An 18,909-nucleotide genomic window follows, 5' to 3' on the forward strand; every position below is an offset into this window, starting at 1 on the left:
CGCAAGGGTTGCAACGCCGCCATGGGGGCGAAGACGCGCTTTCATGTTTCGATATTTTCGGGTTGCAGTACTAGGGCTTGGCCGTTGCCGAAAGCAGCTCCAGCGCCAACCGGTGCAGGCGATGATCTGTATCCACCAGCGCCTCCAGCACGCTGAAGTGGTTCTTGCTGAGCAGCGCTTCACGCACCGGCACCACCTGCTGGCCCCAAGCCTGCTCGATCAGTACGTTGTGGCGCAGGAACTCCTCACTTTCGTCGGCACCCGCCACGGTGTAGAGCACCCTGTTTGCCGGTGCGGGTAGCCAGGCCGGACTGGCCTGCGCCACTTGGTCCGGTGTCAGCTGCAGCGAGTCTTTCAGGAACGGGGTGTGCATGATGGACTCCAGCTCGTACAGGCCGGAAATTGACAGCGCGTTTTTGACAAGATCTGTCGGCAAATCCTTCGCATAAGCGGGCCACAGACAAGCCAGCAGCATGGCCGCCAGATGGCCCCCGGCTGAATGGCCGGCGACGGTGATGCGCTTCGGGTCGCCGCCAAAACGCGCTGCATGGCGGTAAGTCCATGCAAGCGCCTTGACCATCTGCAGTGTGATGTCGGGAATGGTCACAGCGGGGCACAAGTCGTAATTGGGGATGACCACACACGCGCCTGCCGCAGTGAAGGCGGGCGCCACAAATGAGTGTTCGGCCTTGTCGAGCGAGCGCCAGTAGCCGCCGTGAATAAACACCAGCACGGGCGCACCGCCGGCCTGGGGCTTTGCTGCCGGAAAGACATCGAGCTTTTCGCCTGGGCTCTCGCCATACGCGATGTCCAGCGTGTTCGGCTGGCTGCTTCGCGCCTGCGCCGAGCTTTGCGCCCAATGGCTGAAATGCAGCGCGTGCTCTGGCACCAACTCGCGGTTGTTGTACATGCGGTCCAGCCAGGCAGGGTCGGGGCGGGTCATGGGAAGTCCTGAAGTGGAAGTGAAATGCCGCCATCTTGGCACAGCTCGCCCTTGGCGGCGAAGACAAGGGTAAACCCGCTGAATTTTGACATTGGGTTATCGTATTCTGTATACATAGTTCAAATATGACCCCTAAACTTATCAAAATCGAATCCAGCCCGGATCTTGTGGATCAGGTCTACCGCAGCCTGCTCGACGCCATCAGCGAAGGTTCGTTGGCACCTGGCGCGCGCATCATGCAGGAAGACATTGCCGAACAGCTGGCGGTGTCGCGCCAGCCGGTGCTGCAGGCCTTGCGCTTGCTGAAAAAGGACGGCTTTGTGCTCGACGCACCGGGCCGTGGCGTGCTGGTCGCCCCGCTGGATGTGGGCTGGCTCATACAGATTTACCAGGTGCGCAGCGCCATCGACTCTCTGGCTGCCGGGCTGGCAGCCCGGGCGCGGGTCCGGATTGACCCGGCCTTGATCCAGCAGGGGCGCGTCGCAGCACGCAGCAATGACATCAAGGCCATGATCGCGGCGGATGCCCGCTTTCACGGTGCCATCTACGCGGCCTCGGGCAACCCGCTGATCGCCCAGAGCGCGCAACTGCACTGGCACCACATTCGCCGCGCCATGGGCGCCGTGCTGCAGGCATCGACCATGCGCGAATCGATCTGGGACGAACACGAAGCCATTGCCGATGCCATTGCCAACGGCGACGAGGCCGCGGCAGAAAGCCTGATCCGCCGGCATGTTGACGATGCCTGCCGCAATCTCTCCGGCTTGCTGAGTACGGCCCTCCAGCCCGCACCTCCACCCGCACCCACCGCCCTGCCCGCTTGAATTCCACGGAGACAGCCATGAACCTGACACCCGAACAACTCGCCCAATTCGATAGCGACGGCTACCTGTTTTTCCCCGGCCTGTTCACGACGGAAGAAATACAAACGCTGAATGACGCCGTGCCGGAGCTCTACAGCCGACGCGAAGACTACAACGTACGCGAAAAAGGCAAGGACGCAGTGCGCACCAACTTTGCCGCACACATGTACAGCAAGCCTTTTGGAAAACTGGGACGCCACCCCCGCATGATCAAGCCGGTCGAAGACCTGCTCGGCGAACAGCTTTACATGCACCAGTTCAAGATCAACGGCAAGATGGCTTTTGAGGGCGATGTCTGGCAGTGGCACCAGGATTACGGCACCTGGCTCAACGACGACATGATGCCGACTGAACGCGCGATGAACGTCGCTATTTTTCTCGACGATGTGACCGAGCACAACGGCCCGCTGATGTTCATTCCCGGTAGCCACAAGAAAGGAGTGGTTGATGCGAAGCACGACCTCACCACCACCAGCTACCCGCTGTGGACGGTGGACAACGATTTGATCCGCCAGCTGGTGCAGCGCGCCGGCGGCAAGCAAGGTGGCATCGTCAGCCCCAAGGGTCCGGCCGGCTCCATGATCCTGTTCCATTCCTGCCTGGTGCATGCCTCGGGCAGCAACCTGTCACCCTTCAACCGCGTCAGCGTTTACCTGAGCCTGTGCGCTGTCAGCAACCACATCCGCCGCCACAAGCGCCCCGAGTACATCGCACACCGCGACTTCGCGCCGATTGAATGCCTGCCGGACGACTGCCTGCTCAAGGACTACCCGGTGGACCTGCCCTGGGAAGACGGTGTGCCTGCGACAGCGCTGCAAACCTCGATGGAAGAAATTGCGGCTGAGCGCAAGGCGGCCTGAGCCCCATGAACCTTTACACCAAACTCCAGCAACGCGCCGCAGACGGCGACCCTGTTCGGGTAGGCCTGATAGGCGCCGGCAAGTTCGGCTCCATGTACCTGGCGCAGATTCCACGGACGCCCGGTGTGCATCTGGTGGCGATTGCCGATCTGTCGCCCGCTGCAGCCCGAGCCAACCTCGCCCGTGTAGGGTGGAATCCGGCCCTGGCCCAGGCACAATCAGCGCAAGCAGCTATCAAAACAGGAGCGACCTGGATCACCGACGACTGGAATGCCGTGGTCACCCATCCGCAGATCGACATCATTGTCGAATGTACCGGCAACCCGGTCGCTGCGGTCGAGCATTGCCTGCAGGCGTTTGCGCATGGCAAACATGTGGTCAACGTCACGGTGGAGGCCGACGCCTTTTGCGGCCCTTTGCTGGCGCGCAAGGCGGCTGAAGCGGGCGTTGTCTATTCACTGGCCTTTGGTGACCAGCCGGCACTGATCTGCGATCTGGTGGACTGGGCACGCACCTGCGGCTTCCCGGTGGTGGCGGCGGGCCGTGGCCACAAGTGGCTGCCGCATTTTTCCGAGTCAACACCCGAAACGGTATGGGCCAACTACGGCCTCACGCCTGAGCAGGCAGAACGTGGCGGCCTCAATCCGAAGATGTTCAACAGCTTTCTTGACGGCTCCAAGCCCTCGATTGAATCCACAGCCGTGGCCAACGCCACCGGTCTGACCGTTCCCAGCAATGGCCTGTTGTACCCGCCGGCCAGCGTCGAAGACATCCCGTATGTCACGCGGCCTATTCAAGAGGGAGGCGTGCTCGAGCGCAAGGGCATGGTCGAAGTGATCTCGTCCCTGGAGGCCAATGGACGCAAGATTCCCTACGACATCCGCATGGGCGTCTGGGTCACGGTCGAGGCCGAGACCGACTACATCAAGAACTGTTTTGAAGAGTACAACGCGCACACCGACCCGAGCGGGCGCTACTTCACGCTGTACAAGCGCTGGCATTTAATCGGCCTGGAAGTTGGAGTTTCTGTGGCCAGCGTGGCGCTGCGCGGCGAGCCGACTGGCGTGGCCACCTGCTGGAATGCCGACGTCGTGGCCACAGCCAAACGCGATTTGAAACCCGGTGACATGCTGGATGGCGAAGGCGGCTACACCGTCTGGGGCAAACTGTTGCCGGCCGAAACCTCCGTGAAGATGGGCGGCCTGCCGCTGGGCCTGGCGCACAAGGTGAAGGTGATTCGCGCTGTCAAAAAAGACCAGAGCCTGAGCTGGGCCGATGTGGTGATGGACACGTCCACGTCCGCCTGGAAGGTACGCAGCGAGATGGAAAGCATGTTCTCGCCAGCCATGAAGAAAGCTGCCTGACAGCCTTCTTTTGCCCGTGTGCCCCATCATGGTGGAAGCACCCCTCCATTGGCAACCCATGAGCACAAGCAGCAACATACATACCCTCCGTATCGCTTTCCTCGGTATCGGCAGCATGGGCCTCATCATGGCAGGCCGCCTGTGCAAGGCCGGCTACGACCTGCAGGTGTGGAACCGCACTTTGGAGAAAGCCGGTCCACTGGCGGCATTGGGCGCGAAAGTGCACACGCACGCCAGCGCTGCGGTTGCCGATGCCGACATCGTGATCGGCATGCTGGAAAACGGCAGCGTGGTGGAAAACGTGCTGTTCGGGCAAGGTGTGGCCTTGGCCATGAACCCGGGCGCCCTGTTCATCGACATGGCATCCATCCAGCCACGTGAGGCGCGCGATCACGCCGCAAGACTTGGCGCTCTGGGTATCGCGCATCTTGACGCTCCCGTATCAGGTGGCACAGGCGGTGCAGAACAGGGCACGCTGGTCATCATGGCGGGCGGCAAGCCTGCAGAGTTTGAACGCGCATTGCCCGTTTTTCAGGTCTTTGGCCGGGCAACACATGTGGGCTCACACGGCACAGGCCAACTCACGAAACTGGCCAACCAGATGATTGTGGGCATCACCATCGGGGCCGTGGCCGAAGCCTTGCTGTTTGCAGCCAAGGGAGGCGCCAATATGGCCAAAGTCAGGGAAGCCATCACCGGCGGATTTGCCGACAGCCGCATCCTGCAGGTGCACGGCCAGCGCATGGTGGACAGGGACTTCATCACCCACGCCCGGCTGGCCATTCAGCTGAAAGACATGCGCAATGCGCTGGCCACGGCAGAGGAGATCGGTTTTGAAGCGCCGATCACTGCGCTGTTCGAGCAGCTGTATGCCGAGGGCGCAGAGCACGGGCTGGGCGACCTCGATCACTCGGGTCTGTTTGTCGAACTGGCCAGCCGCAATGGCATGAGCTGAGCTCGTCGCCAGGCGGCCATAAAAAAAGGCCCGCAGTGCGGGCCTTTCTTATTGGGGAAGCCGATCAGCGTGCAGGACGTGCCGGGCGCTTCTGGGCATCACGGGGAACAAACACCTTGCCGGCCGGTTTGGCAAAAGCGGGTTTGCGGTCTGCAAAATCGCCACGCGGTGCTGCCGCGAAACCTTCCGAACGGCCGCCGAAGTTGCGATCGCCACCACGGTCGTCGCGCTGGGCAAAACCACCGTTGTTGTTGCCGAAACCACGGTCATCAGGACGGCGCGCATTGCGGTCATTGAAACCGGAGCGATCCGCGTAGTTGTTGCCCTGGGGCGCAGGACGGCCTTGGAAAGGCGCGCCGCCACGGTCGTCACGGTTGCCGCCGAAGCCACCGCGATCACCGCCACGGTCACCGAAAGCAGGTTTCTTGCCGGCATAGCCGCCACCATTACCACCGCCGAAACCGCCCGAAGGTGCGCGGTCGTTGCTGAAGCGCCCGCCGCCACCGCCGCCGAAGCTGCGGCCACCGCGGTCACCGCCGAAATTGCCGCGCGGACGATCAGACGTAGGTGCAAAACGCTGCTGTGGCTCCAAACCGGCGATCACGCTGGGCTTGAGGTTTTGCTGGGTGTAGTGCTCGATATCCTGGATCTTGCGACGATCGCGGAACTCTGCAATCGTGATCGCCTGGCCTTCGCGACCAGCACGGCCAGTACGGCCGATGCGGTGCACATAGTCTTCGGCTTTCATCGGCAAGCCGTAGTTGATCACGTGGGTGATGGTCGGAACGTCCAGACCACGGGCAGCCACATCGGTAGCCACCAGAATCTGCACGCGCCCATCGCGGAAAGCCATCAGGCGACGGTTGCGCAGGCCCTGGCCCAGCGCGCCGTGCAGCGCCACTGCGCTGAAACCTTCTTGCACCAGATCGTTGGCCAAGCCGTCACATTCCACCTGGGTACAAGCAAACACGATGGCCTGGTTGATGGTGGTGTCGCGCAACCAGTGGTCCAGCAGCTTGCGCTTGTGGGTCATGTTGTCGGCCCACAGCAGCGACTGCGTGATGGACGCATGTTTTTCGTGCGGCGAGTCGATCTCGACACGCTGCGGCTGGCGCATGACGCGTGTTGCCAGCTGCATGATGCGCGGTGCAAAGGTGGCGCTGAACATCATGGTCTGCTTGCGCTCGATGGTGAGCTGGTTGACTTCGGTCAGGTCGTCGGCAAAGCCGAGGTCCAGCATGCGGTCGGCTTCGTCAACCACCAGGAATTGCACCTGGTCGAGCTTGATCTGCATGCTGCGCTGCAAATCGAGCAGACGGCCGGGCGTGGCCACGACGAGGTCGGCGTTTTGCAGCTTGGCAATTTGCAGCTGGTAAGGAATACCGCCAACAACGTTGGCAACGCGCAGACCACGGCAATGGCGCACCAGGTCGATCGCGTCGGCGCAAACTTGCTGGGCCAGTTCGCGGGTCGGGCACAGGATCAGGGCACCGGGTGTGGCGGCCTTGAAGTTGCGCGCGTTGGTCGGGTCCTTGCGCTTGGGTTTTTTCAGCGGCGGCTCGCCACGGGCGACAGCTTCGGCACTCAGGCGTTCGAATTCGGCACGTTCGTTGCGCGCAGCGTCTTCCTGCTGCTTGAGCAGGGTGTGCAGCACGGGCAGCAGGAACGCGGCGGTCTTGCCGCTGCCGGTCTGGCTGGAAACCAGCAGGTCGGTGAATTTGGCCTTGGGGTCGGCTTTGACGGCAGCATCCAGCGCCTGCATGGCTTTCGGGATGGTGGCCATCTGCACGGCCGTTGGCTGGGTGAAACCCATGTCGGCCACGGCTTGCAGCAGTTCCTTGGCCAGGCCCAGTTTCACGAAGCCGTTGGGCTCCGCTGCAATGGCGTCCAGCGACGTTTCAGCTGCTGCAGGCGCATCGGAAAAATCCGGCGTCACGTTGATTTCGGTGTCGGTGTTTGCTTCGGCCAAAAAGTCGCCGCGAGCCTCAAAAGAGTCAGTCATGTTTTTCTCACTAAGCACTTGCGCACCGCCCCACTTGTGGTTTTGGGCAGGCGAACAAGAAACTACCACCTGCGCGTAGCGACAGGCTTCGTTTGTGGTTAATAAAACATCAACCATCAAACGAATATTTCGGTTCGGGCGACTTCCGGAAAACCGGTGCCTGAAGCGATGGCCCTGAAAGATAGGGCCCAAAAGTGTGAGGTAGATGTACAAATGCGGTGCACCCTGTGCATCCGTCAAGCCCACGATTATGCCATGGCTTACGGGTTTACACCAGTCTGCTGTCGCATAAAGACCTTCAAATCTGCCCGGGTCGGTTGGCAAAAGCCATCAAATGCTCTCTTTTCAATAGCTGGTAGCGCCCGTGCGTCAAGGTCTGCAGGCCACAATCACTTCAAGAAGTGCGTGCGGTAATGTTCCAGCTCGTCGATGGATTCATTCACATCCGCCAGCGCCGTGTGGCTTTGCTGCTTTTTGAAAGCGCTGTAAACCTCGGGCCGCCAGCGTTTGGCCAGTTCCTTGAAGGTGCTGACATCGACATTGCGGTAGTGGAAAAACGCCTCGAGTTTGGGCATGTACTTCACCAGAAAGCGCCTGTCCTGGCTGATGGTGTTGCCGCACATGGGCGAGGTGCCCTTGGGCAGGTACTGCGCCAGAAAGGCCAGCAGCTGCTTTTCGGCGTCGGCTTCCGTGACTGAACTCGCCTTGACCTTGTCGATCAACCCGCTGCGCCCGTGGGTGCCCTTGTTCCAGTTATCCATCTGGCCCAGCAGTTCATCGGATTGATGGATCACCAGCACCGGGCCTTCAATGCGCGGTGTCAGTTCAGGGCCGGTGACGATCACGGCGATCTCGATCAGGCGCTCTTTTTCCGGGTCCAGGCCGGTCATTTCGCAGTCTATCCAGGCCAGGTTGAGGTCGGACTTTTTCAGTAGGGGTTCAGGGGCAAGCATGCAGGGATTCTCGCTGATCGCCTAAACTTCTCCGATGGCTGACTATTCGCTCGTCTTTACCCTGCTGTTCTCTACCGCCCTGGTGCTGGGGCTGCTCACGAAGTTCTACCTGGCATCCCGGCAGATTCGCCATGTCGCACGGCACCGTGACCAGGTACCCACCGCCTTCGCCGGCATCATTTCGCTGGCTTCGCACCAGAAAGCCGCCGACTACACCATCACCAAGGCCCGCTTCGGCCTGCTGGAGCTGGCTTTCGGCGCGGCAGTGCTGGTGGGCTGGACACTGCTGGGCGGCATTGATGCGCTGAACCAGGCGCTGGTGAACTCAGGCCTGACCGCGTATGGCAGCCTGGTGCCGCAGCTGGCGCTGCTGGCTGCTTTCGGCCTGATCAGCGGGCTGCTGGATTTGCCCTTCACGCTGTACAGCACCTTCCGCATCGAGGAGCGCTTTGGTTTCAACAAGATGACCCTCAAGCTCTGGCTGCTTGACCTGGTGAAGTCCACGCTGGTGGGCATCGTTATCGGCCTGCCCATTGTGGCGCTGATCCTCTGGATCATGGGCAGCACCGGCGCCTGGTGGTGGCTGTGGGCCTGGGGCGTGTGGATGGGTTTCAACCTGCTGGTTCTGGTGCTGTATCCCACGCTGATTGCGCCGCTGTTCAACAAGTTCCAGCCACTCGAAGACGAAAGCCTGAAAGCCCGCGTGACCGCGCTGATGCAGCGCTGCGGTTTTGCCGCCAAGGGCCTGTTCGTGATGGACGGCAGCAAGCGCTCTGCCCACGCCAACGCCTACTTCACCGGCTTTGGTGCCTCCAAACGCGTGGTGTTTTTCGACACCCTGCTCAAACAGCTGAGCCCCGACGAGGTAGACGCGGTGCTGGCACATGAGCTGGGCCACTTCAAGCACAAACACATCATCAAGCGGGTCGTCGCGATGTTCGCCATGAGCCTGGCAGGCTTTGCGCTGCTGGGCTGGCTGTCCACCCAGGCCTGGTTTTATACCGGCCTGGGCGTGCGACCGAACATGACGGGCAGCAACGATGCCCTGGCCCTGCTGCTGTTTTTGCTGGTAGTGCCGCTTTTCAGCTTTTTCACCTCGCCACTGTTTGCGCAGCTGTCGCGCAAGCACGAGTTCGAAGCCGACGCCTACGCGATTGCACAGACTGACGGCAGGGACTTGCAAAGCGCCCTGCTCAAGCTCTACCAGGACAATGCCAGCACGCTTACGCCCGACCCGGTGTTTGTGAAGTTTTATTATTCGCACCCACCGGCCTCCGAGCGGCTGGCCCGCATGGGCGCACCCACCGGACCCGCCACATGAACCCCGTCCACCAGAACCGCCGCGCACTGAGCGCCACGGAGATCGTCACCCAGCTGAGCCAGCTCAACGGCGAACAGGCGCAGGGTTGGCGGCTGATCGACGGATCGCTGGAGAAAACCTTCAGTTTCAAAAATTTCCACGAGACCATGGGCTTCGTCAATGCAGTGGCCTTCATTGCCAATGCAGCAGACCACCACCCCGACCTGGCGCTGAGCTATGGCAAATGCACGGTTCGTTTCAACACGCACGACGTGAACGGGATTTCGGTCAGCGACTTTTTCTGCGCGTCGAAAGTTGACGCGCTGCTGGCTTGACCACTGTTTCTTCCGCCGGGACCTTGCCCGGCCTGGTGGTCGCGGGTTTTGGCCGGCATTGCCTGGTGGAAACACCCGGCGGCGAACGCATCATCTGCCACCCGCGCGGCAAGAAAAGCCAGGCCGTCGTCGGTGACCGCGTCCAGTGGCTGCCTTCGCAGGATGAAGGCACGGTTGAAAAGGTCGAGGAACGCAGCAACCTGTTTTACCGACAGGACGAGATGCGCACCAAATCGTTTGCGGCCAACCTCGACCAGGTGCTGATTCTGATTGCCGCCGAACCCGAATTTTCGGAAAGCCAACTGACCCGCGCATTGATAGCGGCGGAAGCCGAACGCATCACACCCATCATCGCGCTGAACAAAAGCGACCTGGCCGAGCCCTTCGGCAGAGCCTGGGCCAAACTGGCACCTTACCGGGCCATGGGCTACCAGGTGTTGCCGCTGGCGATCAAGCCGAAAGCCGCCGGCGCCGCCGCCAATGAGGCCCAGACGGCTCAGTTGCAGGCGCTGCTGCTCGGCAAAAAAACCCTGGTGCTGGGCCCCTCCGGCGCCGGCAAGAGCAGCCTGACCAACCTGCTGGTGCCGAACGCGCAAGTGCTGACGGCCGAGATATCGCAGGCGCTGAACTCCGGCAAACACACAACCACCAGCACCACGCTCTATTGGATAGACGCGGAGCGCACCAGCGCACTGATCGACTCGCCGGGTTTCCAGGAGTTCGGCCTGCACCATATCGACCCCATGCGGCTGGCCAACTACATGCCGGACCTCAAGGCCCATGCGCAGGACTGCAAGTTCTACAACTGCACGCACCTGCACGAACCTGGCTGCGGCGTAATTTCTGAGGTCAAATTGGCCTCTAGCCCAGGCGGGATAAGCGCAAGTCGCTATCGTTTGTATAGCGAATTGTTTGCCGAGCTGTCACAAGCCCCACGTTACTGATTCAGTTGCTTACCAAGGCGCGACAGGCTTGCACCAGCGCTGCGCACTGCGCGGGGGTGCCTACACTGATGCGCAGGTATTGCTCGATGCGCGGTAATCTGAAATGGCGCACCAGCACGCGCCGGTCGCGCAGACCGGCCGCAAGCGCGGCCGCATCATGCGCGCGGTGGCAAACCATCAGGAAGTTGGCCTGTGAAGGCAGCACCTCGAAACCCAAGGTCCGGAGATCTCGCGCCAGATCCTCACGGCTTGCCATGACGGCTGCACGCGTGGTTTCAAACCAGGCATGGTCCTGGTAAGCCGCCACCGCACCTGCGAGCGCCAGGCGGTCCAGCGGGTAGGAATTGAAGCTGTCCCGCACGGTCTCCAGCGCTTCGATCAGGTGGCGCTGTCCGACGGCAAAACCCACACGCAGGCCAGCGAGCGAACGCGATTTGGACAGGGTTTGCACCACCAGCAAATTCGGGTAGCGGGCGACCAGGCCAATGGCGCTCTCGCCACCAAAGTCCACATAGGCTTCGTCTACCAGCACCACGCACTGGCTCTGCTGCTGCAGCAACTGTTCAATGTCTGCCAGCGGCAGGCCTGTGCCGGTGGGCGCGTTTGGATTGGCAATCACCACGCCGCCGCAAGACGAGCTGTAATGCGCCACCTGGACGCGCATGGCCGCATCCAATGGGACCAGCGCAGAGTCAATGCCGTACAGGCCGCAGTACACCTTGTAGAAGCTGTAGCTGATGTCTGGCATGAACAAAGGCCGGGCTTGCCGAAAAAATGCGAAGAACGCATGCGCCAGCACCTCGTCCGAGCCGTTGCCGGCAAATACCTGGCTGGCAGCAATGCCATGGTGGTCAGCAATCGCTTGTCTGAGGCCGGTAGCGTGGGGATCGGGATAGAGCTGCAGTCCTTCCTGCGCCGCGGCGGTGATGGCCGCGACGACCCGCGGTGAAGGCGGGTAGGGATTTTCGTTGGTGTTGAGCTTGACCAGGTCCTCGATGGCAGGTTGTTCGCCGGGCGTGTAAGGTACCAGCCCTCGCAGGGCAGGGCTCCAGAAGGATGTTTCTGAAGTCATGGAAACCGGACCTGCAGCGGTCAGCCCAGCAGGCGCGCCAGCGTCAGCAGGGCCAGCAACACCATCCAGAGCACCACAGAGCGCCAGACCAGGCCCACAATGCTGCGCAGGTGTGCCACCTCCGGCTCGCGCCCCGGTGTACTTTCCGTGGCCGCCGGACCGTCTGGGTCGTCACCATTGGCCTGAAAGCCCTGCGAAGCATCGGGCGCAAACGCAGCCTTCAGCGCCTCGCCCCCCAGACGCACATTGACCGCACCCGAGGTCGCGGCGAGGATCACGCCGTCGTTGCGGTTTTCCAGTTCCACAGGAGAACGCTGCATGTAGTTGCGCCAGCCGTCAATTGCATCCTCAAAACTGCCCACGACCGCGAAGCCCAGCGACGTCAGGCGCGCGGGCATGTAATCGATCACCGTCCAGGCCTTGGCAGCAGCCTGCTGCAAGGCCGGGCTTGCGCCTTCGCCAAGCGTTTTTCTTTTATAGGTCCAGTAACGCGAAACGAACTCGGCCATGCGGTACAACACGGCCCCGGCAGGGCCCAGACCCAGTGCAGCCAGCACCGAGAACCAGGCCAGCACGCCGAACACATGGCGGTGCGCGGCCAGAACCGAATACTCGATCACATGCCGGACGATTTCGCTGCGCGGGAGTTCGCTGGCATCGACCTGGCGCCATTGCGCCAGCAGTTCGCGCGCCGTTGCTTCGTCGCCATCGTCCAGCGCATCGCGTATGTCGGTGAAATAGTGGCTGAACTGGCGAAATCCAAGTGTGATGTAAAGCACCGCCACACTCCACAGAAAAGCCAGCACGCCATTCACGCTCCAGAGCAGCCAGTGCACCGCCAGTGTGATGAGCGCCGGCACCACGACGGCGACGGTCCAGGCGACCCAGCCGTGCTGCGGTTTGCCCGCATCCAGGCTGCGGCTGGCCCAGCGTGCCCAGCGGCGCAAGGTGGCATGAATCGGGTTGCCGCGCGCCAGCGGCCGGGCCTGTTCAATGATGAGGGCGAACAAAACGGCGAAAAAACTCATGGTGAATGATACTGCCCCAATACGTGCCCCCACGGTCGCTCACTTCGTGTAGCTCCCTGCCCCCCGAGGGGGCCGCCCGCCTGTGGCCCGGCAAAGCCGGTTCCACGGCTCATGCTGGGTTAAGAGTTCTTTGGGCACACCAGCGGGGTATTCACAGCAGGGGTCGCGAACCGGCTTTGCCAGACCGCAGGCGCCCGCCCCCTTGAGGGGGGAACAGGCTACACGCAGTGAGCCTGCACGGGGGTGGGCTTATAACTAGGCACTCAAGAACCTGTAGAGATTGCGCAGCATACCGGCCGTGGCGCCCCAGATGTAGCGCTCCTTGCTGTCGCTGCTGTCCACCGGCCCGGTGTAGGGCATGGACAGCCACTGGCGCATTGCACCGTCAAACTCGAACTCATGGCGCCGGTGATTGGCTGGGTCCATCAGATAGCGCAGCGGCACTTCGAAAATATCGGCCACCTCGGACGGGCTGGGCTGCAGCGCAAACCCGGGCTGCACGAGGGCCACCACCGGTGTGATGATGAAGGCCGTGCCGGTCACGTAGGTCGGCAGGGTGCCCAATATTTCCACATGTTCGCGGGTCAGACCGATTTCCTCGTGGGCCTCGCGCAGGGCTGTGTCCACTGCATCGTGATCAGACTCGTCGGTCTTGCCGCCCGGCAGGGCAACCTGGCCGGAATGGGTGGACATGTTGCCAGCCCGCTCCGTCAACAACAAGGTCAACTCGTCGCGCATGACCAGGGGCAACAACACGGCCGCCAGCGCTGGCTCCCGATTGGAGAACTTCTTCTCGACGGAATGCTCCGGCGTCCAGATCGGCGGATGCCGAAACCGCCGGCGCAAAGCCTGAGGCGTCAGCTCCTGTTCCGGCACGCCGGAAAGATGCGTATCCACTCCGATCACCGGAATGCTGCGGGGATCGAAAGCTGGCAACGGATGGGTAAACCGTGGGGAAGTCATGGACAGTCAAGATTAACAGGGCATAAAAAAAGCCGCTCTGCTGAGCGGCTTTTTCGCAGGCGGGCTGTTTTTATGCAGCTTTGGCGCCCAGCTTTTCCTTGATACGTGCCGACTTGCCGCTGCGGCTACGCAGGTAGTACAGCTTGGCACGACGCACATCACCGCGGCGCTTGACTTCGATCTTGGCGATCAGCGGGCTGTAGACCTGGAAGGTCCGCTCGACGCCTTCGCCATTGGAAATTTTGCGCACGATGAAGCTGGAGTTCAGGCCGCGGTTGCGCTTGGCAATCACAACGCCTTCAAACGCCTGCACACGCTTGCGCGTACCTTCAACCACATTGACGCTGACAATCACGGTGTCGCCGGGGGCATACACGGGGATGGTCTTGTTCAGGCGGGCAATTTCTTCCTGCTCTAGGGTCTGGATCAGATTCATGATTTATTCCATCTAACTTTTTCGTTCATACACGCGCTACGCTAAAGACCGCAAATCCATGGACACATGCTTGATGGTCAAGATGGTTGCAGTGGCCGCCAGAGGACCGAAAAGCCTTTGATTATAGCCATTTATGGCTTTGAAGCCTTTTCGGTCGGCAGATCGCGCAGAAACACCTCATCGGCGGCCGTCAGGCTGCCGGCTGCGCGGGCCTTGTCCAGCAGTTCGGGCCTGTGTTGCCGGGTCAGGGCCAGGCGCTGCTCGCGGCGCCAGCGCTCGATATGGGCGTGGTTCCCCGAAAGCAGCTTTTCCGGCACTGCCTGGTCCCGCCAGATCTCGGGTCGCGTGTAATGCGGGCAATCCAGCAACCCGTCCAGCGCCGGGTTGAAACTGTCGAGTTGATGGCTGCCCTCGTCGTTGAGGACGCCGGGCTGTAAACGGGCCACGGCGTCCAGCAAGGCCATGGCGGCAATTTCACCGCCGGACAGGACAAAGTCGCCCAGGCTGACCTGCTGATCCACAAAAGTGTCGATAAACCGCTGGTCCAGGCCTTCATAGCGGCCGCAGATCAGGACAGCACCAGCACTGGCCGACCACGCCACCGCACCGCCATGGTCGAGCGCACGTCCGACAGGCGAAAACAGGACCACAGGCGCCAGCTGCCCGGCAGGCTCGGCGCGATCCTCGCGGATTTTTCCCAGGCAGCGCGCCAGCGGCTCGGCCAGCATCACCATGCCCGGGCCGCCGCCAAAGGAACGGTCATCGACACGGCGGTAGTTGCCCTCGGCAAAATCGCGCGGGTTCCACAACTTCACCTCGACCAGGCCGGATTCATACGCGCGGCGCGTCACGCCGCTGGTCAAAAACGGCGCAAAAAGCTCGGGAAAAAGTGTGATGACATCAAAACGCATGACCTGCATTTTGCGCTATGAAACGATAGGCGAAGACACCGAAAGACTTAAGCCAGCAGGGGCCGCGGATCTGGCTTAGCCAGTCCGCAGGCGCAGCGGCCCCCTCGGGGGGCAGGGAGCTACACGCAGTGAGCGACCGTGGGGGCCCTAATAGTCAGGCTGCCAGTCCACCGTAATGGTTTTGCCCGGCAAATCCACGGCATCCACATAGGCGGCCACGAAGGGGATCATGCGCTCCAGCGTCTGTTCGCCCTCGGTGTACTCCACGCAGAGCACCGAATGCGGGCCGGTGGCCATCAGGTCGCGCACGCAGCCCAGAGCCACGCCTTCACGGTTGACGACATTCAGTCCCAACAGGTCGACCCAGTAATACTCATCTTTGCCGGCTTTGGGAAAGCTGCTGCGTGGCACAAAAATGCGTGCACCGCGCAGGGCCTCGGCCGGCGAGCGGTCATCGATGCCCTCGAACTTGGCAACGACGGTGTCTGAATGGGTTTTCGATTCGCTGACGGCCAGGGAAACCGTGCCGGAAAAAGCATCGAAGCCTGGCCGGTGCTTGGCCTCGGGAGCTTGCAGGAACCAGCGTCCGGAAGAAAAAAGCGCCTCGGAAGAGGCGCTGTGAGCCAGGACTTTCACCCAGCCTTTGACGCCCCAGGCGTCAAGAATGCGCCCGACTTCAACCGCATCGTCCGGCAAGCCGGACGGCTCAAGGCCGGGCAGCACTCAGTACTCCTGCAATCAGGCGGTCTTGGGGGCAGCAGAAGCGCCCTGCTTGACCAGGCGCAGCACGGTGGGGGACGCTTGTGCGCCCACGCCGAGCCAGTGGGTCAGACGGTCCTGCTCAATGCGCAGGCCTTCTTCGCCACCTTTGGCGATCGGGTTGTAAAACCCGATGCGTTCGATGAAACGGCCATCGCGGCGAACGCGTTTGTCAGCCACAACAATATTGAAAAAAGGACGGTGTTTAGAACCGCCGCGCGAGAGTCGAATGACGACCATGATTTATCCTTCGGGTGGTGAGGTGAAAAAAAAATCACCCCAAAATGTTCCTGCAGCGCTTGAGACACACGACATGGCACCCGGCCAGCGAAATGCTGCAAAGCCGCAGATTATAACCCGCCGTTTGTCGCTGTCCCCACCCGCCGCCTTCCCCAACCTTCTTTTTGGCCACTCCCATGACCCTGATACGAGCCAGCGATGACGCCGACCTGCCGGCCATTACCGCCATTTATGCCCACCATGTGCTGGGTGGCACCGGCACCTTCGAAACCGAGCCGCCCAGCGTGACCGACATGGCCACGCGCCGGGCTGATGTGCTGGGCAAGGGCCTGCCCTACCTGGTGGCCGAAGAAAACGGTACCGTGATCGGTTTTGCCTACGGTAACTGGTTCAAGCCCCGGCCGGCTTACCGCTATTCGGTGGAAGACTCGATCTACCTGGCGCCGGGGCAGCAGGGCAAAGGCGTGGGCCGCCAACTGCTGACCGAACTGCTGGTGCGCTGCGAGGCCGCGGGCATACGCAAGATCATGGCCGTCATCGGCGACTCGGCCAATGCCGGCTCTGTCGGCCTGCACCTGGCCCTCGGATTCACGCAGGTGGGCATCGTCGAGTCCTGCGGCTGGAAGATGGGTGCCTGGCGTGATATTGTGATCATGCAAAAAGCACTGGGTGCCGGCGACGCCACGCCACCCCTGGACGCAGCGCCCTTCTCCTCCCCACCCTGACTGGATGCATGAAAAACAAGAACAAGACCCTGGCCGCGTGGCTGGCTTTTGCAGGTGGCCAGCTGGGCCTGCACCGCTTCTATCTCTACGGCTGGGCTGATGTGCTGGCCTGGATACACCCCCTGGTCGCCGCGGTGGGCTGGTGGGGCGTGCAGCGGGTGCGCCAGTATGGCCAGGACGACCAGCTGGCGTGGGCGCTGGTCCCACTGCTGGGCTTCACGCTGGCAGCCACGGCACTGACGGCGATCTATTACGGCCTGATGGCGCCTGAAAAATGGAATGCACAGCACAACGCTGGGTCGTCACCCGACAACGCTGCGGGCAGGACCAACTGGCTGACCATGGGGGCGATCGTGTTTGCGCTGCTGTTTGGCACTATTGCGCTGATGTCCAGCATCGTGTTCAGCTTTCAGCGTTACTTTGAATACCAGGTTCAGGAAGCGCGAAAAATTTCCCAATAAAAGCCCCCTCGGTCACTCACTTCGTGTAGCTCCCTGCCCCCCCGAGGGGGCCGCCGCGCCTGCGGACTGGCTAAGCCAGTCCCGCGGCCCTTGCTGGTATAGACCCCCTTCCGATCCCGCTGAGGGATCGAAGAGGGGGCATGATCAGAAAACCTGGAGACTGACCCAGTAGGCGATGGCCGCGACAAAGGCCGATGCCGGGATCGTGAAAATCCAGGCCCAGACAATATTGCCGGCCACGCCCCAGCGCACGGCAGAGGCTCGCTGTGTCGAGCCCACGCCGACGATGGCGCCGGTGATGGTGTGGGTGGTAGATACCGGGATGCCCAGTGCCGTCGCCAGAAACAGGGTCAGCGCTCCACCTGTTTCCGCGCAAAATCCGCCCACGGGCCTGAGTTTGGTGATTTTCTGGCCCATGGTTTTCACGATACGCCAGCCGCCAAACATGGTGCCCGCGGCAATTGCAACGTAGCAGCTGACAATCGCCCAGGTGGGGGGTGCGCTGTCGCTGGCCGAGGAGTAGCCGGTGGCGATCAACAGCATCCAGATGATGCCAATGGTTTTTTGTGCGTCGTTGCCACCATGGCCCAGGCTGTAAGCACCTGCCGAGACCAGTTGCAAGCGCCGGAACCAGCGGTCTATACGCGACGGGGTTGCGCGGCGGCAGACCCAGGCCACCCCCACCATCATCAACGAGCCAAGCAGAAAACCCAGCAGCGGCGAGACAAAGATGAAGGCCACGGTTTTCAGGATGCCGCCGGCCACCAGCGCTCCGGCGCCCGACTTGGCCATTACCGCGCCGACGATGCCGCCAATCAGCGCGTGCGAGGAACTGCTCGGAATGCCGTAATACCAGGTCACCAGGTTCCAGGTGATGGCACCTATCAGTGCACCGAAGACCACATGGGTGTCCACAATGCCCGGTTGGACAATGCCTTTGCCCACGGTAGTGGCCACGCTCAGGTGAAAGATGAAGATGGCGACAAAGTTGAAAAAAGCCGCAAACAGCACGGCCTGGCCAGGTTTGAGAACGCCGGTCGACACCACGGTGGCAATCGAGTTCGCCGCATCATGAAACCCATTCATGAAGTCAAAAATAACGGCCAGGATGACCAGCATGGCCACCACCCAGAGGGCGGTCTGTACGGACGCCATGTTCAGGAGTTTTCGAGGACGATGCCCTCGATCAGGTTGGCTACGTCCTCACACTTGTCGGTAATGGTTTCCAGCAATTCGTAAATCGCCTTGAGCTTGATGACTTCGCGCACATCAGGTTCTTCGCGGAACAGTTTGCTCATGGCAGAGCGCATGACCCGGTCGGCGTCCGACTCGAGCTTGTCGATTTCTTCGCAGGTTTTCAGTGCCGCTTCGGCGGTGGCGGCGTCGCTGAGCTTGTCAATCAGGGCTACCGCGTCTTTCAGGCGCTCGCAGCACCGGACGCTCAGGTCCGTCAACCGCACGATCTCTTCCGTCATGTGGCGCACGTCATACAGCGCCATGGTTTCTGCGGAATCCTGGATCAGGTCACACACATCGTCCATGGTATTGATCAGCGAATGGATCTGCTCGCGGTCAATCGGCGTGATGAATGTCTTGTGCAGCATCCGGTTCACCTCGTGGGTGATGCGGTCAGCGGCGCGCTCGGCGTTATCGACCTCCCGGTTGTAGGCTTCGCGTTTTTGCACATCGCTGTAGTTGGCGACCAGGTTGGAGAACGCGCGGGCAGCCTCCACAATGCGATCGGCATGCTGGTTGAACAGCTCGAAAAAATTGCCTTCACGCGGCAACAGCTTGC

The 18,909-nt window shown here is 61.5% G+C and carries 21 protein-coding genes; 9 read left to right on the forward strand and 12 right to left on the reverse strand.

Annotated features, from left to right (window positions below; translation table 11 throughout):
* Positions 1 to 70: 70 nt before the first annotated feature.
* The gene (locus ABI660_RS06635) at positions 71 to 943 is read right to left on the reverse strand and encodes an alpha/beta hydrolase (RefSeq protein ID WP_348066157.1); all 873 of its coding nucleotides are present in this window, start codon (positions 941 to 943) and stop codon (positions 71 to 73) included.
* A gap of 125 nt (positions 944 to 1,068) precedes the next feature.
* On the opposite strand from ABI660_RS06635, the gene ABI660_RS06640 reads away from it, so the two are divergent.
* The 4 genes from ABI660_RS06640 to ABI660_RS06655 are packed head-to-tail and all read left to right on the forward strand — an operon-like array spanning position 1,069 to position 4,985.
* Positions 1,069 to 1,767 (forward strand): GntR family transcriptional regulator, encoded by a 699-nt coding sequence (locus ABI660_RS06640; protein WP_348066159.1) that lies wholly within the window; start codon positions 1,069 to 1,071, stop codon positions 1,765 to 1,767.
* A 17-nt stretch (positions 1,768 to 1,784) separates the two neighbouring features.
* Complete coding sequence (locus ABI660_RS06645; RefSeq protein WP_348066161.1) at positions 1,785 to 2,666, forward strand: phytanoyl-CoA dioxygenase family protein; 882 nt, start codon at positions 1,785 to 1,787, stop codon at positions 2,664 to 2,666.
* Between the two features lie 5 nt (positions 2,667 to 2,671).
* Positions 2,672 to 4,030, forward strand: a complete 1,359-nt coding sequence (locus tag ABI660_RS06650) for a Gfo/Idh/MocA family oxidoreductase (protein ID WP_348066163.1) — start codon at positions 2,672 to 2,674, stop codon at positions 4,028 to 4,030.
* A 58-nt stretch (positions 4,031 to 4,088) separates the two neighbouring features.
* On the forward strand, positions 4,089 to 4,985 hold the full coding sequence (locus tag ABI660_RS06655; protein ID WP_348066165.1) for an NAD(P)-dependent oxidoreductase: 897 nt from the start codon (positions 4,089 to 4,091) through the stop codon (positions 4,983 to 4,985).
* 64 nt (positions 4,986 to 5,049) lie between these two features.
* Here the strand turns inward: ABI660_RS06655 and ABI660_RS06660 are convergent, their stop codons facing one another.
* Positions 5,050 to 6,987 (reverse strand): DEAD/DEAH box helicase, encoded by a 1,938-nt coding sequence (locus ABI660_RS06660; RefSeq protein WP_348066167.1) that lies wholly within the window; start codon positions 6,985 to 6,987, stop codon positions 5,050 to 5,052.
* A 389-nt stretch (positions 6,988 to 7,376) separates the two neighbouring features.
* The gene (orn, locus tag ABI660_RS06665) at positions 7,377 to 7,940 is read right to left on the reverse strand and encodes an oligoribonuclease (RefSeq protein ID WP_348066169.1); all 564 of its coding nucleotides are present in this window, start codon (positions 7,938 to 7,940) and stop codon (positions 7,377 to 7,379) included.
* A 34-nt stretch (positions 7,941 to 7,974) separates the two neighbouring features.
* Between orn and ABI660_RS06670 the strand changes: the two genes are divergently transcribed.
* Genes ABI660_RS06670 through rsgA form a run of 3 tightly spaced genes read left to right on the forward strand, consistent with a single transcriptional unit; the run spans position 7,975 to position 10,519 of the window.
* The gene (locus ABI660_RS06670; RefSeq protein ID WP_348066171.1) at positions 7,975 to 9,261 is read left to right on the forward strand and encodes a M48 family metallopeptidase; all 1,287 of its coding nucleotides are present in this window, start codon (positions 7,975 to 7,977) and stop codon (positions 9,259 to 9,261) included.
* Complete coding sequence (locus tag ABI660_RS06675) at positions 9,258 to 9,575, forward strand: 4a-hydroxytetrahydrobiopterin dehydratase (protein ID WP_348066173.1); 318 nt, start codon at positions 9,258 to 9,260, stop codon at positions 9,573 to 9,575. Before ABI660_RS06670 ends, ABI660_RS06675 begins: the two co-directional genes overlap by 4 nt.
* A complete protein-coding gene (gene rsgA, locus ABI660_RS06680) occupies positions 9,572 to 10,519 on the forward strand; it encodes a ribosome small subunit-dependent GTPase A (RefSeq protein WP_348066175.1) in 948 nt (315 codons plus the stop codon). Before ABI660_RS06675 ends, rsgA begins: the two co-directional genes overlap by 4 nt.
* Position 10,520: 1 nt before the next feature.
* Here rsgA and hisC read toward each other — a convergent pair whose 3' ends face one another.
* The 7 genes from hisC to rpsP all read right to left on the reverse strand — a co-directional run bounded on the left by hisC (position 10,521) and on the right by rpsP (position 15,928).
* Positions 10,521 to 11,591 (reverse strand): histidinol-phosphate transaminase, encoded by a 1,071-nt coding sequence (hisC, locus tag ABI660_RS06685; RefSeq protein WP_348066177.1) that lies wholly within the window; start codon positions 11,589 to 11,591, stop codon positions 10,521 to 10,523.
* Between the two features lie 20 nt (positions 11,592 to 11,611).
* On the reverse strand, positions 11,612 to 12,619 hold the full coding sequence (locus ABI660_RS06690; protein ID WP_348066178.1) for a CobD/CbiB family protein: 1,008 nt from the start codon (positions 12,617 to 12,619) through the stop codon (positions 11,612 to 11,614).
* A gap of 255 nt (positions 12,620 to 12,874) precedes the next feature.
* A complete protein-coding gene (locus tag ABI660_RS06695) occupies positions 12,875 to 13,582 on the reverse strand; it encodes a CoA pyrophosphatase (protein WP_348066180.1) in 708 nt (235 codons plus the stop codon).
* Positions 13,583 to 13,652: 70 nt separating this feature from the next.
* The gene (gene rplS / locus ABI660_RS06700) at positions 13,653 to 14,018 is read right to left on the reverse strand and encodes a 50S ribosomal protein L19 (protein WP_077595343.1); all 366 of its coding nucleotides are present in this window, start codon (positions 14,016 to 14,018) and stop codon (positions 13,653 to 13,655) included.
* 131 nt (positions 14,019 to 14,149) lie between these two features.
* Positions 14,150 to 14,929 carry a tRNA (guanosine(37)-N1)-methyltransferase TrmD gene (gene trmD / locus ABI660_RS06705; RefSeq protein WP_348066182.1) on the reverse strand — a complete coding sequence of 260 codons (780 nt, stop codon included), beginning with the start codon at positions 14,927 to 14,929 and terminating at the stop codon, positions 14,150 to 14,152.
* Between the two features lie 147 nt (positions 14,930 to 15,076).
* Positions 15,077 to 15,652, reverse strand: coding sequence for a ribosome maturation factor RimM (gene rimM / locus ABI660_RS06710; protein ID WP_348066184.1), 576 nt, complete (start codon positions 15,650 to 15,652; stop codon positions 15,077 to 15,079).
* A 15-nt stretch (positions 15,653 to 15,667) separates the two neighbouring features.
* The gene (gene rpsP / locus ABI660_RS06715; RefSeq protein WP_348066186.1) at positions 15,668 to 15,928 is read right to left on the reverse strand and encodes a 30S ribosomal protein S16; all 261 of its coding nucleotides are present in this window, start codon (positions 15,926 to 15,928) and stop codon (positions 15,668 to 15,670) included.
* 176 nt (positions 15,929 to 16,104) lie between these two features.
* Between rpsP and ABI660_RS06720 the strand changes: the two genes are divergently transcribed.
* Both ABI660_RS06720 and ABI660_RS06725 read left to right on the forward strand, forming a co-directional pair.
* Entirely contained in the window at positions 16,105 to 16,653 is a 549-nt protein-coding gene (locus tag ABI660_RS06720; protein WP_348066188.1) for an N-acetyltransferase family protein, read from the forward strand.
* An 8-nt stretch (positions 16,654 to 16,661) separates the two neighbouring features.
* Positions 16,662 to 17,114 (forward strand): hypothetical protein, encoded by a 453-nt coding sequence (locus tag ABI660_RS06725; protein ID WP_348066190.1) that lies wholly within the window; start codon positions 16,662 to 16,664, stop codon positions 17,112 to 17,114.
* A 144-nt stretch (positions 17,115 to 17,258) separates the two neighbouring features.
* On the opposite strand, the gene ABI660_RS06730 is transcribed toward ABI660_RS06725, so the two are convergent.
* Positions 17,259 to 18,269 carry an inorganic phosphate transporter gene (locus ABI660_RS06730; protein ID WP_348066192.1) on the reverse strand — a complete coding sequence of 337 codons (1,011 nt, stop codon included), beginning with the start codon at positions 18,267 to 18,269 and terminating at the stop codon, positions 17,259 to 17,261.
* 2 nt (positions 18,270 to 18,271) lie between these two features.
* A partial coding sequence (locus tag ABI660_RS06735; RefSeq protein WP_348066194.1) for a DUF47 domain-containing protein occupies positions 18,272 to 18,909 on the reverse strand: 638 nt, incomplete at its 5' end.

This window comes from Polaromonas sp., assembly GCF_039930745.1.
In the GTDB taxonomy this organism is placed as follows: Bacteria; Pseudomonadota; Gammaproteobacteria; order Burkholderiales; family Burkholderiaceae_C; genus Polaromonas.

Bases quoted from the DNA above. Each gene is read 5' to 3' on its own strand.
- ABI660_RS06635 (WP_348066157.1), bottom strand. From the start codon at position 943: ATGACCCGCCCCGACCCTGCCTGGCTGGACCGCATGTACAACAACCGC.
- ABI660_RS06640 (WP_348066159.1), top strand. From the start codon at position 1,069: ATGACCCCTAAACTTATCAAAATCGAATCCAGCCCGGATCTTGTGGAT.
- ABI660_RS06645 (WP_348066161.1), top strand. From the start codon at position 1,785: ATGAACCTGACACCCGAACAACTCGCCCAATTCGATAGCGACGGCTAC.
- ABI660_RS06650 (WP_348066163.1), top strand. From the start codon at position 2,672: ATGAACCTTTACACCAAACTCCAGCAACGCGCCGCAGACGGCGACCCT.
- ABI660_RS06655 (WP_348066165.1), top strand. From the start codon at position 4,089: ATGAGCACAAGCAGCAACATACATACCCTCCGTATCGCTTTCCTCGGT.
- ABI660_RS06660 (WP_348066167.1), bottom strand. From the start codon at position 6,987: ATGACTGACTCTTTTGAGGCTCGCGGCGACTTTTTGGCCGAAGCAAAC.
- orn (WP_348066169.1), bottom strand. From the start codon at position 7,940: ATGCTTGCCCCTGAACCCCTACTGAAAAAGTCCGACCTCAACCTGGCC.
- ABI660_RS06670 (WP_348066171.1), top strand. From the start codon at position 7,975: ATGGCTGACTATTCGCTCGTCTTTACCCTGCTGTTCTCTACCGCCCTG.
- ABI660_RS06675 (WP_348066173.1), top strand. From the start codon at position 9,258: ATGAACCCCGTCCACCAGAACCGCCGCGCACTGAGCGCCACGGAGATC.
- hisC (WP_348066177.1), bottom strand. From the start codon at position 11,591: ATGACTTCAGAAACATCCTTCTGGAGCCCTGCCCTGCGAGGGCTGGTA.
- ABI660_RS06690 (WP_348066178.1), bottom strand. From the start codon at position 12,619: ATGAGTTTTTTCGCCGTTTTGTTCGCCCTCATCATTGAACAGGCCCGG.
- ABI660_RS06695 (WP_348066180.1), bottom strand. From the start codon at position 13,582: ATGACTTCCCCACGGTTTACCCATCCGTTGCCAGCTTTCGATCCCCGC.
- rplS (WP_077595343.1), bottom strand. From the start codon at position 14,018: ATGAATCTGATCCAGACCCTAGAGCAGGAAGAAATTGCCCGCCTGAAC.
- trmD (WP_348066182.1), bottom strand. From the start codon at position 14,929: ATGCGTTTTGATGTCATCACACTTTTTCCCGAGCTTTTTGCGCCGTTT.
- rpsP (WP_348066186.1), bottom strand. From the start codon at position 15,928: ATGGTCGTCATTCGACTCTCGCGCGGCGGTTCTAAACACCGTCCTTTT.
- ABI660_RS06720 (WP_348066188.1), top strand. From the start codon at position 16,105: ATGACCCTGATACGAGCCAGCGATGACGCCGACCTGCCGGCCATTACC.
- ABI660_RS06725 (WP_348066190.1), top strand. From the start codon at position 16,662: ATGAAAAACAAGAACAAGACCCTGGCCGCGTGGCTGGCTTTTGCAGGT.
- ABI660_RS06730 (WP_348066192.1), bottom strand. From the start codon at position 18,269: ATGGCGTCCGTACAGACCGCCCTCTGGGTGGTGGCCATGCTGGTCATC.